4 protein-coding genes and 3 pseudogenes are annotated in these 13,296 nt (G+C 59.9%); 5 read left to right on the top strand and 2 right to left on the bottom strand.

What is annotated here, in order from left to right; all coding sequences use genetic code 11:
* Positions 1 to 97 precede the first annotated feature (97 nt).
* The 4 genes and pseudogenes from HPT29_RS29040 to HPT29_RS26240 form a co-directional block, all read left to right on the top strand.
* Positions 98 to 279 (top strand): annotated as a pseudogene (locus HPT29_RS29040) (IS630 family transposase); the annotation flags it as partial.
* Positions 280 to 924: 645 nt separating this feature from the next.
* On the top strand, positions 925 to 1,170 hold the full coding sequence (locus HPT29_RS26250) for a DoxX family protein (RefSeq protein ID WP_173945031.1): 246 nt from the start codon (positions 925 to 927) through the stop codon (positions 1,168 to 1,170).
* Between the two features lie 49 nt (positions 1,171 to 1,219).
* Positions 1,220 to 2,355, top strand: a protein-coding gene (locus HPT29_RS26245; RefSeq protein WP_173944985.1) for an IS3 family transposase whose coding sequence is annotated in 2 segments (ribosomal slippage) — positions 1,220 to 1,484 and positions 1,484 to 2,355 — 1,137 coding nt in all. Because the reading frame shifts where the segments join, the coding sequence is not laid out codon by codon here.
* 41 nt (positions 2,356 to 2,396) lie between these two features.
* A pseudogene (locus HPT29_RS26240) lies at positions 2,397 to 2,618 on the top strand (DoxX family protein); the annotation flags it as partial.
* 1,151 nt (positions 2,619 to 3,769) lie between these two features.
* Here HPT29_RS26240 and HPT29_RS26235 read toward each other — a convergent pair.
* Positions 3,770 to 4,162, bottom strand: coding sequence for a DUF302 domain-containing protein (locus tag HPT29_RS26235; protein WP_173945035.1), 393 nt, complete (start codon positions 4,160 to 4,162; stop codon positions 3,770 to 3,772).
* Between the two features lie 532 nt (positions 4,163 to 4,694).
* On the opposite strand from HPT29_RS26235, the pseudogene HPT29_RS26230 reads away from it, so the two are divergent.
* A pseudogene (locus HPT29_RS26230) lies at positions 4,695 to 4,853 on the top strand (cupin domain-containing protein); the annotation flags it as partial.
* A gap of 2,128 nt (positions 4,854 to 6,981) precedes the next feature.
* Here the strand turns inward: HPT29_RS26230 and HPT29_RS26225 are convergent.
* Positions 6,982 to 12,531: a trifunctional serine/threonine-protein kinase/ATP-binding protein/sensor histidine kinase gene (locus HPT29_RS26225; protein ID WP_259060859.1), complete on the bottom strand. Its 5,550-nt coding sequence runs from the start codon at positions 12,529 to 12,531 to the stop codon at positions 6,982 to 6,984.
* Between the last annotated feature and the right edge of the window lie 765 nt (positions 12,532 to 13,296).

The raw sequence follows: 13,296 nt of genomic DNA, 5'->3' as shown, positions 1-13,296 counted from the left end.
TCACTCGCGCGACCAGTACGGCCATGGCCGCATTGTCAACAGTCATACTCCCAAAGTGAATCTCACGTTGGATACGTATGCGGTGCTGCTCAAATAGGCTGGATGGCACGTCTCGCGGAAGCTGACGGTGCTGGCCAACATCACCCTGTTGCCGCTGCCTACAAAATCACCTGAGTTAACCCTGTCGAGAACAGCTGGCAGTTCATCAGAGAGAACTGGATCTTGAAATGGGTGTTCACGTTCTACAATGGAGTTCTCGATCTCTGCTGCGCAGTATGGACCTAGCTCACGGTTCAGCCATAGACCATCATGTCGATCGCCTTGCGGGAACGGGCGCCTCAATGGTGATCCGCGAGGCTCGGTATGAGATATCAACTCGAGTTTAGCAACGGCCATTGCGAAAGGCTGCCCTCCTTGTTGGGGAGCTCGATTGGCCTGCCAAAACGAGCGGATGACTGGGGTGTCAGTGGTGCTTATGCGGCAGAAAACGAGTGAGAAGATTAACGCGAGGCTGCCAGTAGCATATCGCGCCGCTGACAAAGCTCCCTCATTCATCGTGCCCAGCCCCCAAACCTTAGCATAAGCCGACAGATACCTGCGTAGAATTGGTTGAGGCGCCAGACTGGAGCATTCTCCTTAACTCGGTGGATTCAGTCCAATGGAGAGGTGACAGAAACAAAGGTCAGAAAGGAGACGAAAGTGAGAAGCAAAGGATCGAGGAAGGGGTTGGAGTTGAAGAATTTGGCGTTCGGCGCAGACGTTACGCTTGGCGCAGACTTGGCCTGCGTCGCACTCATGTTTACAGGAACACATATCCTTGCTTGGAACACGGGGATCGTGGGTGCACTGACTGTTTGCTGCCGTCACGTCGCGCTCTCCCGCCTTGCAAAAATTGCAAGTCGTCAATAAATATGGAGCCGGCTCATGAACGACTTCGGCGCTGGAAGGATCAGAGACGGGGGCATACTGATCGCTCGTATCCTGCTTGCCCTCCTGTTTCTAACATTCGGCTGGGGTAAGCTTACAGACTACACAGGAACCGTTGCTTACGTGACGCAGAGCGGCGTTCCCTTGCCAATGATTGCTACTCTCGTGGCGATAATCGTCGAGTTCCTAGTGTCCATCGCGGTTATTCTCGGGGTCTGGACGCGACCGTGGTCTGCCCCCTGAAAAGTGATCCTCCCTGAAGTATGGCTTTTGAGCCGAAGGAGGACTGAAGATGGGCAAGAAGAGGCACACGGCCGAAGAAATCGTTTCCAAGTTACGACAGGTAGACGTGCTGACGGCACAAGGCCGGACGATGGCCGAGGCCATCCGCCAGATCGGTGTGACGGAGGTCACGTACTACCGGTGGCGCAATGAGTACGGCGGACTCAAATCCGATCAAGTCAAACGGATGAAGGAGCTCGAGCTGGAGAACGCCCGGCTGCGCCGGGCGGTCTCGGATCTCACCCTGGAGAAGCTCATCCTCAAGGAAGCTGCGTCGGGAAACTGGTAGGCCCCGCCCGCCGTCGCGCCTGTGTAGAGCATGTGATCGCCAAATATGGTGTCTCGGAACGGTTGGCCTGTCGGGTTCTGGGCCAGCATCGCTCTACCCAGCGCAAGGTCCCCCAACAGCCGGTGGATGAAGCGGCTTTGACGGCCGACATCATCGCTCTGGCCACTCAGTACGGCCGCTATGGCTACCGGCGCATCACAGCCCTGCTGCGAGACGCTGGCTGGCTCGTGAACAAGAAGCGGGTCGAGCGGATTTGGCGGCGGGAGGGGCTCAAAGTGCCACAAAAGCAACCCAAGAGAGGCCGGCTCTGGCTCAACGACGGATCCTGCATCCGGCTGCGGCCGGAGTACCCCAACCATGTCTGGTCGTATGACTTCGTCGAAGATCGCACCCATGACGGGCGCAAGTTCCGCATGCTCAACGTCATCGACGAGTTCACGCGCGAGTGCCTTGCGATCCGGGTGAACCGGAAGCTGAAAGCCGTCGATGTGATCGACGTGCTCTCGGACCTGTTCATCCTGCGTGGTATTCCAGGCCATATTCGTTCCGACAACGGCAGCGAGTTCGTGGCCAAAGCGGTGCGCGAGTGGATCGCGGCTGTGGGCGCCAGGACGGCTTACATCGAGCCGGGCAGTCCCTGGGAGAACGGCTATTGCGAGAGCTTCAACTCGAAGCTGCGGGACGAGTTGCTGAAAGGAGAGATCTTCTACACTCTGGAAGAGGCAAAGGTGATCATCGAGAGTTGGCGCCGGCATTACAACACGGTGCGCCCGCACTCATCCCTGGGCTACCGGCCACCTGCACCTGAGGTCTTGGTCTCGGCTTCCAAGCTGGCGCCCAGACCGACGCTGAATTAACATCACATACGGATCACCCACATGGGGCAGGCCAACCGTTCGCGGTGGTGCTCGCACTCTATACCCTTGTCACCGCATTCATCGGTCATTCCTATTGGAGCATGGATGGGGTCGACCGCTATGCAAACATGATAAACTTCTACAAAAACATTAGCATCATCGGCGGCTTTCTTCTGCTGTATGTCACAGGTTCAGGCAGATACTCGGTCGACGCGAAGCTGGGGTTGGCTGGTGCACCGCCCCCGCGCTTCCCGATCTCCTGAATAGGGTGCTGATAATAGGGTGCTGATCGAGCTCACGCGGACTCTCGCATCTTTCGAGCCAAGCTTGGCGATTGGTGTTGGCTGGAACGAAGAAGGGGTGACCTCACACTCGTTTCGTATTATGGAGCGAAGACGATCTGTATCCCAGATTGTCAATAGGGGCTATACAAGGCTTCTCACCATGTGAGCCCAAGCTTTGGAAATTACTTGCCGAGCCATATCCTATTCGCTCCAGCGGCACTCGTGCATTCAGGCATGTCAGTTCTTGGTGATCAGCGTTCTTCTTGTGCGGGAAGCGCCAGAATAGAATTGCCTCAGTTTGCTTTCTTGCAAGGCACGAAGGGGCGGCCGGTGGGCTCGGAGTGCGAATAACCTTAGGAATAGGCGATAGAATTGCGGCACGGTCTTGAGCGAGCCGCCTTTACCGCACCAGTGAGGGCTGATAACATCGGCCCCTATCCGGTTACTGGCATTGGCTGCGAGTTCGCAGATCAATCCTGTAAGTGGCAATGGTGAAGTGGCCGTTCAGGCGCGCTTCAGACGGTCACAGTGAGCCTGCTCCGGACGTAGAGCTTCGGCTTCCAGCGTTTATCTCCGCTATCCTCCGCAGGGTGTTGACTTGCGTATTTATTATTTGACGCTCGTCATGCTACGCGGAGGCACCCGCGCCCCATAGCGCCACTCCACTGAAGACGCCCACTAGCTTTCTGCTTGCCTATCGGTCGTGAGACCGGGTGGATCTGCTTCAGGGGCAATCATTTGGTCCCGAGCATCATCGAAGAACATCTCACCACGACCGTCCAAGCAGCCACTCTATGTGATTATTGTCATCGACCCAAGTTTGAGACGTCTCATTGCCGAGAAAGTGATATGAGTGAAGAAGAAGGGCGAGCGATCGCAATGAATTCACAGACATCATTGCTCTTTCTACTAGCTATGCCTGAGAAGATCTACAATTAGGGTGGTCTGAAACAATGATGCCAGCGGCGCGACGCGGCACAGCAAGGATCCAGTCGTGGAATTAGTCTGTCGGCCACTTTCCTCCAGACAACAGCGTTCTCTGCCACCCCGACACCCCGTAGCAGTGCGCTGTTCGTCTTGATGCAGGATACGCCCAGGTCCACTGGCCGAGGCTTGGCAGATCGACCAGACTAGCTTGGCTCCGCCCCAGTCGCGACTGCGATGATGGGCTCGGCACCGGCAAGCCTTCCGGCGAGGCCGGCTGGCAATCCATGCTTGCCTTCAAGTGCGCGCGCCGGATTGTAAACCACGAAAACTCGGCCGTCAGTGTCCTCTCGAACAAGAACTTTTAGCGGCAACTCGATCGAGAAGTCGGGTGCGGCGAGCATCAGGGGTGTGCCGCCTCTCGGATTGCCATAGATGATCAGCGTTGTCGGAGGCATGTCAAGACCGACAGATTTGGCTGCTTCGCGCTGGTCAATCGCTGCGAAGATTGTGAAGCCATTGCCCTCCAGTGTGGAACGCAGTCTCTGAACTGTTTCTGAAAATGTGAATGCGCTTACAAGCTTCGTCACATGGGTCATTCGAGCCTCCGTTGCGTGCCTCCTTCGTAAAATGCCCGACAGCCATTGGCAGGTAGAGCCCCACCGTCTGTCTAAGAGATCACTTGACGGCCGCGGCGGGGAAGAGGCCTTGGAGCAGATCGGGCATCGTACTACTATCAGCGACACTGTCACGAACCTGATCCTTCGCCAACCTGATAGTATTCTCACGTTAAACGTCACCTAGTGCATCCACGGGAGACCGCGTTCATGTTAGGCGACGACTCGGCGCACGACGTCGAAGTGTCCCTATACCTCATACGAATGTGCAATCGAATTAAACAGGCGAACAATTGGCCTAGGATACAGCCAGGAGCATTGTGGAGTGCAGCCATAATCTTAACGGAGTTTATCATGAAGCGCATCTCACGCCCGAAGGTCTTAGCTGCAAGCAGCGTGGGAGGGCTCCTAATAAGTGCGCACGCATCGGGAGCGACCATGGCACTCTCCACGCTTGAGACTCAGTGACTTGATAATGGCGGAATAGATCCCGGTCCGCGCAACCTTCTAAAGGATGAACGCTGGGAGCTTACGTGAGCTACATTGGCACAAGGCCGCCGAGTGGGCCTACATGCTATATGGCAGTGCCCGCATTACCGCCATTGACGCCGCGGGACAAAGTTTCATCGACGACGTCGGGGTAGGTGATCTGTGGCACTTCCCTGCGGGCATTATTACAAATGCGGCAGAACCCAGACATTCTACATGGGTCGATCGTATGTCCGGCAGAAGGTAATCGTAAATGCAAGTCAGGAATAGACGATGACTTTGACAGGTCGCTTCAATTTTCGAAAGTCGATTTCCGGTCGGCTGGTTCTCCAAGTTGAGGATGAGGTGCAATCCCTGTTAGGTCTGGTCGCACTGACTCGCCCCCGCAAACAGCGCTGGCGGGATGCTACAGTACTTGACTTGGCGGCAGTGGAGCTCCGCCCTCTGATTGATCTACGATATCGGCCTGACCGACTACGTTCTGTGAACAGCGATCTGAACTATCCGTCGAGTGCTGGTCCTTCCGGGACCATGCCTATTCCATACTCGGCTGGTTCGTCGAAGTCCGCACGATCTTGATCAGTCGAGCCGACGCGGGTCGTCTGGCGGTATATGCAATGTGCGACAGGATCTTTCTGCAGCATACGCTCTTGGAGCTTCGCAAAACGCTTAGAGATAGACAGTGCGGGTGTTGCCGGGTGACTGAGATGCATCGGCTGGCGAGTTTGAGGCAGTGATCAAGACGTCCGCGGAGTTCCTTTTTACAGTCCTTCTATGACCTGCGACCGGATCATCGAGAGCCCACTCTCTGGAGATCGACATGAAGCTATCCGTTCTTACTCTGCTCTTCGCATTGAGCTCAGGAGCGCTTCCGGCGCTAGCCCAAACTGAGGTGCTCCCCTTACAGTCGCCTGCGGAGCAAAGGGTTCAGCAAACGAATCGTGCCATTCAACGCGAGTTGCACCAAACTCAGGAGGAGAACCAGCAAACCTTGCACAACAACGAGATACAATCCGAAGTTGATCGTCTCAAACTTCACGACCAGCCACATCAGACATTGGGACAGGGTACCCGACGCAGTTGGTGACGTGTGGTCATAGATCTTGCTATGCCGCCATTGATGATCTCTTTCTATCGGGACCCGAGTACTCGCTACAGGTTTTTGCATGGCGCTCGAAACATTCGGTTCGGAATCACGTTTCCCTGCTTCATGTCCGAACCCGGAAAAGCGCCAACAGAGTTGAATGAGCCGCGGCGGCGTCGCAAGCCATAGGTGCCTTGATCTGTTATCGTACTTTACGGACCCCGTTGTTCGTTGCTCAAGTCATCATGGATAGGGATCGTCCTTCGCACGCCAGAACCCTGCTGCTTTTGGCATTGTCAAGGCTATCCAGCATGATGAGATGTATGGCCAATTAATCCGAACATCACGTCCACAACGGAGAGTTTCGCTCTGGAGGCACCATCACAGGCCACCTGTGTCGGGTTGGAGGTCAACGGTGCTGTGAAATGACACTATGTGATGCGGCGTTGATCCGCCGGGACGACGATCGCAACGCATCTTCAACCGTGATCTCAAGCAGGAGATTATCGCGAGGACCACTTTGCAATATGTCTCGCGATCCGATGAGCCAGTCGTTTCTGGGGTTGGCGTCCCACCCTCTAAATTGCGACTGGGGCAAGGGCAAGTTGAGCCTGCTCCGGCCGCACCAAAGAGGTGCTTGCGCTGTCTATCTATACGTATCCGGATTAGTCACCTGAGATCCACTGGCATTTGGCACGGGAGGGAGGCGTCGGCGCGATCCGTCAGTGTAAGGTCCGGGTCGATCATGCGACAATTCATCAGGATGCTCCAAGAAATACTCGGCCGGCCCTTGTCCACCATATCCTTTGGAGTGGTTGCTTACTTCTACATTGCCTGCATTCGGAGGCGGATTGAAGGGTCTCGAGGGCTCGGCTATAGCAGCAGCGTTGCCGATCAATAGGGCGCTCAGCCCAATAGTAAGAACATGTCGCATGTCACTTCTCCTGTTTGCGATTAATCGCTCACATGGAGATAGTCCCTGGGCACGATAGCTGCTCCTGTTATATCTGGCAGACTGTCAGTTCTCGCAGGCTTAGGTTCAAAAGCTAGTACTTTATCGCGGATTTGAAGGAATGGCGTTGAACTTTTAGTCGAGGACAGCGACCATAATTGATACTGGCATCATTGGATGGGTTGCTTCTATTCCATATCGATTGCTCGACCTCATGATGCAACACGCCACCAATTTACCGAGAGCGGATTTGTCTTGCTGCCTGAACTCTCCCCGTCACGGACTGTGAGGTGACTGGATATTCTCAGCGGCAACATCCTCCTGCCATGGCGGCAGGGTGAACTGGAGCCTGGCGCCGCGAGGCTCGTTCGGGCTCGCCCACAGGCGCCCGCCATGCGCCTCGATGATCGAGCGGCAGATCGACAGCCCCATGCCCATGCCGCTGGCCTTGGTCGTGTAAAACGCCTCGAACACCTGCTCGATCCCCTGCGCGTCCAGCCCCGGGCCGGTATCCCGTACGCTGACAAGCACATCACCCGCCTCATCCTGCTCCGTCCGGATCACCACCTCCCGCGCCCCCTCGTGCATCCCGCTCAGCGCCTCGATCGCGTTCACGATCAGGTTGAGCATCACCTGCTGCAGCTGCACCCGGTCGCCGCAGATGAGCGGCAGGTTCTCGGCCAGCTCGGCCGTGACTGAGACGCGGCTCTTCATCGCCTCGGTGCGGGTCAGCTCGATCACCTCCCGGATCGGGCCGTTGATCGCCAGCACATCCTGCTGGGCCGGCGCCTTCTTGATCAGAGCCCGGATCCGGTGAATGACCTCGCCAGCGCGCGCCCCGTTGCTCACAATCTGGGCCAGCAGCTGGCGCACCTCGTCCAGATCCGGCGGCTGACGCCCCAGCCAGCGCAGCGCCGCCTGCGCGCTGATCACCGTGGCGGCGATCGGCTGGTTGACCTCGTGGGCAATCGAGCCGGTCAGCTGGCCCATGGTGGTGACCCGGTTGGCATGCGCCAGCTCCAGCTGCACCTCACGGTAGCGCCGCTCGCTCTCGCGGGCTTCCGCTTCCGCCCGCTTGCGCTCGCTCAGATCGAGAATGTAGGCCACCCCCTGGTCTGGCGGCTCATCGAAGCAGGCCGCCCCGATCAGCACCGGCACCCGGCTGCCGTCCCGGCGGAAGAACTCCTTCTCGCGCGCTTTCATCATGCCGGTCGTCTTCAGTTCCTCCGCCTCCTCAAGCACATGCGCCTCCTGCCATTCCGGCGGCGTCATGTCGAACCAGCGCATGCCCGCGGCCACATCCTCGCGGGTGTACTGGACCATGCGCAGGAAGGCATCGTTGGCATCGAGCAGACGCCCGTCCAGGTCCCAGATCACGATCCCGATCACGTCGGCGTCCACCAGGCGCCGGATCCGGGCCTCGCGCTCCGCCAGGTCCTTGTACAGGCGAGTATTCTCGAGCGAGACCGCTGCCTGGGAGGCGAGCAGCTTGAGCACGGGAATGCGGGCCGGGGCGAACACCCGGGGGGTCAGGTTGTTCTCGAGATACAGCAGGCCGATGACCTTGGCCTGGTTGAGCAGCGGCAGGCAGAGCACGGAGCGGACCTGGTGCTGGCGGATGTAGGCATCGGCGGCGAACGAGGACTGCGCCGCATCGTCGAGAACGACGCTCTCGCGGGTGCGCAGGGCATAGTGCAGCACTGCCCCCGGCAGCCGGTCGGGGGACACGGGCTCGTCGCGCAGGCACACGCTGACCTGGTCGCCGCGGGTTATGGCCTCGGCGGCCACGTGCTGCTCGGCCCCGTGCGTCAGGATCAGCACGCCGCGTTCGGCGCCGGCCTGCTCGAGGGCGGTGCGCACGAGCGTCTCGAGCAGCTTGTCGAGCACGATCTCGCCCGAGACTGCCTGCGACACCTTGATCACGGTGGACAGATCCAGGTGTTCGACAGGCGCGGCGATCGTGGTTGCAGGAGCAGGCTCTTCTGCTCTCAGGTGCGGGTACATCGCCTCAAGGTGCCGCACCTTGCCCTCCGCACCCCAGTGCAGATAGCACGCGCGGGCGTCGCGAAGATAGGTTTGTGCGATCTTCTCGAAGCCGTGGCTGGCGTAGAAGCGCGCTGCAAGCTCACAGGCAAGGGCCTCGTTCTGCACAAAGCCATTTGCCTGGGCTGACCTGATGGCCTGCTCGTAAAGGTTCATGGCATCAAGCATTCGGCCTTCCAGCTGGGCAATCTCGGCCGCCGCAAGTGCTGCTCGGTCGGCAAAGTTCTGCGGGCACTCCTGCGCCCAAAACGCCAGCTGGCGGTGATGATCCAAAAGCGCGTTCATCGGCTCAGATCGGGCGTTAACTGGCAGGGCGGTGCAGTGTGCCACCAGCGTGAGTGCGCCATACAGATGATAGTCAGCGGTCTCTATGGAATGACGATGCATCTCTGGGATTGACGGCCAAGCTCTGTCTGCAGCCTGCAGGGCGGTGGCGATCTCCCCGGCCAGGTAACAGGCCTGGAGCTTGCAAATCCAGTAACGGTACGCCCGGCGTGAGCGCACCGGATGTTCCTCCAGGTCGCGCTCGAACGCCCGCTCATCGAAACCGGTGTCGTTGAAGGAACCTAGGCTCGGTGTCAGGCCACGCAGCGCCCGTACCAGTTGCCCAGTGGGTATGTCGGCGAGGTAGCTAAAACCGACTTGTTGCGAGAACCTTACAGCATCCTCCGCCTCTTTCTGTACTTGGGTCAGAGGCGCGCCGCTGGCGAGTAGAACTGTCAGCCCATGGTCTTGGGTATATGAGGCGTACACGGGGTCACCCATCTCTAGGGCTGTCTCAAAGGCGCGCCGCTGAACGTCAATGGTCTCCCGAAGAGGCTGTGTCCAGGGCGTGACAAGTGAACCATAGATCGTGTAGGCGCGGACCTTGAAGCGGGTGAGCCCCCGCTGCTCCACCAAGTCATACGCAAGCTGACCGAGCTGGAGACCCTCTCGAAACTTGCCAAACCGCGGCCCAAGAATCGTTGGAAAGGTCCCATACGCAAAAATCGAGAACTCGCTGTGGCCGTGCTCCAAACTGAGATTGGTTGCGCGGCCGACCACGAGCGCAAACAGATTCGCGTCCGTGAATGATGCTGGACTTACGAGCATCCCGAGCACCTCCATGGTGGCTTGGCAAGCGGGATCGCTCATCAGCGGCAGATCGATCAATGACTTGATTGTCCGCCCGCCGATTCTGCTTGCGAGCTGCTGATATTCCCGCTCAACCTCTACGTCGGTGGGATGCGGTGACCAGTCGATGCCTGCCCGTCGTAGATAGGCAAGTCCCCTTGAGACAGCTTGGTCATCCTGATTGTTGACACGATAAAGCGACAGCAAGAGGCCCGTCACACGTGCCAGAGCGAGGATATCATCGGTGCTCTCTGCCAGCATCACGAGGCGGTCCTCGGCGTGCGCCGTGGCGCCGGTCAGGAACTCGCACTCCGCCTGATGCAGCTCCAAGTCGAACGTCAGGCGGTAATGTTGCGACCACGCCTCGGCGCCTAGCAGCGCGCGCCCGGCGACGAGATAAGTCATCGCTGACGCATAGGCGGCGGATGCCTTAGCGCGTTTGCCGGCCTGAAGATTGAGTTCGGCCAGCTGCTCGCGCTCGTCTTGAGAGGCGATCAAGGCTGCGCTGCGGTTGAGCTGATTGACGATGTCAAAGATCGCCTCCTCCCGTCGGCCGGGAGGGGTATGCGCCACGAGCAGCCGGCCGATCCGCAGATGAACCGCTGCCCGCTCACCGTCCGGGATCAGCGCATAGGCAGCGTCATGGATGCGGTCATGCTCGAACCGGTAGCGATCACCCGTCCGCTCTACCAACTCCTGACGGCGGGCTGGCCACAGCGCTTTGTCAACCTGCTCCTCCGCCACCCCAAGCACCATCGACAAGGTCCTGATCTCAGCCACATTGCCGAGGCACGCCAGCTGCTGTAGCGCCTGCTGCGCCTCGGCTGGCAGGCGGGTGAGCTTGCCGGCCATGAGATCCACCACGTTGTCGGTGTAGCCCTTGGCGTGAATGCGCGCGAGATCCCACCCCCAGTGCCCCTCGGCGTGGTTGAAGGTGATCAATCCCTCTCCTACGAGCGAAGCCAGGAACTGGATGGCAAAGAACGGATTGCCCCCGGTCTTGTCATGAACCAGCGTCGCCAGTGGTGCGGCGCGTGCGGGCTCGCAGCGCAGCGCATCCGCCACCAGCTGCCTGAGATCCGTCTCGGTCAGCGGCTCCAGCGTGATCTCCGAGATTTTCTCGCCTGTAGTCCTGACGGCGTTGATCTTCCGCATGAGCGGGTGCGCCGGCGTGACTTCGTTATCGCGATAGGCGCCGATCAGCAGCAGGTGGTGCAGCTCCGCGCGCGTGAGCAGATCCTCGAGCAGCTTGAGGGTAGCTGTGTCGAGCCACTGCAGGTCGTCGAGAAACAGCGCCAGCGGATGCTCCGGCCGGGCGAACACGCCGAGAAAGCGCCGGAACACCAGCAGAAAGCGGTTGTGCGCCTCCTGCGGCGGCAGCTCGGGCACCGGCGGCTGCTCGCAGATGATGAGCTTCAGCTCTGGCACCAGGTTGACCATCAGCTGGCCGTTCGGCCCGAGTGCCTCCCGCAAGGCCGCGCGCCAGCGCGCCAAGTCCGCTTCATCCTGGCCCAGGATCTGGCGCACGAGGCCCTGGAACGCCTGCACCAGGGTGGCATAGGGAATGTCGCGTCGGTACTGGTCGAACTTGCCAGAGGCGAACAGGCCGCGCGGCGGCACCAGCGCCCGGTGCAGCTCGTTCACCACCGCCGACTTGCCGATGCCGGAATAGCCCGCCACCAGCACCAGCTCCGGCCTGCCTCCGGCCACCACCCGGTCGAAGGCGGCCAGAAGCGTGGCGATCTCAGGCTCGCGCCCGTACAGCGTCTCCGGGATCAGCAGCCGGTCGGGCGTGTCGTGTTGGCCGAGCGCAAAGGCGGCGATGCGGCCGTGAGCCTGCCAGTCCGCCCAGCAGCGGCGCAGATCGCGCTCAAGGCCGCCGGCGGTCTGGTAGCGCTCCTCGGGGGTCTTGGCGAGCAGCTTCATGATGATGGCCGAGAGGGGCGCCGGAATGGGAGCGAGCCGCTCGTGTGGCGCCAGCGGCTGGCGGGCGATGTGGCAGTGGACCCACTCCATGGGATCAGCGGCCACGAACGGCAGGGTGCCGGTGAGCATCTGGTAGAAGGTGACCCCCAGGGCGTAGAGGTCGCTGCGGGCATCCACCGAGCGGTTCATGCGCCCGGTCTGCTCGGGGGCCATGTACGGCAGGGTGCCGGCGATGGTCCCGGGCGGCTCCGGCGTCTGGCGCTCGCGCGCCAGGCGCGAGGCGATGCCGAACCCGGTCAGGCGCACCTGCCCGTCGGGGCAGCCAACCAGGATGTGGGCGGGCTTGAGGTCCTTGTGGATCAGGCCACGCTGGTGAACCTGGCCGAGGGCTGCGGCGATGCCGATCGCCAGCGGCAGGAATTGCGCCACCGGCAGGGGTGAGCCGAGCCGCCGGGCGAGCGGCTCGCCGCCGGGATCCTCCAGCACCAGCACGGTCCGGCCCCGCTCGCGCTCCAGCTTAAGTGGGCGCAGCGCCCAGGCGGGATCGAGCTCGTCCTTCAGGCCGAATGCATGTGCCAGCCGTTCGACGCTGGCGGGGGACGGGTGCTCCGCGACCGGCACCACCGCCAGCACCGTGGTCTGATCGATTTGGCTCGGGCGTCGGCAGAGTGCGCGCTCGCCGTCCTCCCACAGCACCTGGAGGTCCTGAACTCCCTTGCCGCCGGCCTGAAAGGATGGGTCCACCAGGGCTCCTCTGCCAAGCTGGGTGTGTTCGGTTGGTCTGGTCACAGATCAGCCACCATCAGCTTAACCCCGCGCCCCTGCCAGAGCTAGAGATCAGCATCGTCAGTTTCGTTTGGTGGGTCTAAGCCACGATTTGCCTAACTCGTTTCGCGGTATCACTGTGCAGTTCCACTGTTGCTTGCCTCTGGTTAGGTACACCCACTCTTTCGAGGAGTGAGCAGATTCTAATGATGAACGGGCGGGTACTTCCGGAAGAACTTCGCCACTTCCACTACAACGGCTATTAACACCAGGCTTTCGTCATGCGCAGTGAAACGCATAGTCTTGTTGATGCGGACGCCGTGGTCTGCGGGAAGCAGCATCTTCTTCGACGTCGATGTGGGGCGCCGCATGATAAGGCTCCGCGGGAGGACAATTCCAAGGTATGAACAGCAAGCCCTGACCTTGAGCTCGCAGGGGCTACAGCTGCACATGCTAGATCTGAGCCCACAGGCTCGCGGTCGGAGCCGGGAGGCTGCCCTGACAGGCGTGGCTATCTAACAGATACTTCAACTCTGGTGTGTCGCGTTACCTCAGGTCGGAACCGACGTAAATCCCGCGTTTCCTCATTCTTGTGTCGCGACCTCGCAGCTGCCCTTCTCAGCGGTCTACTTGGAGCCTGGGCTTGGAAAACTGCGAGGATGTGCGCTGAACCGGGGTCAATCTAGGCTCCTGAGCAGGCAGGCTGTACTCGGAAGCGGCCACTAGGGCGCGAACATGTTGCGG

The organism is Microvirga terrae (assembly GCF_013307435.2).
GTDB lineage: Bacteria > Pseudomonadota > Alphaproteobacteria > Rhizobiales > Beijerinckiaceae > Microvirga > Microvirga terrae.
This window is presented reverse-complemented; position numbering and strand designations above follow the sequence as displayed.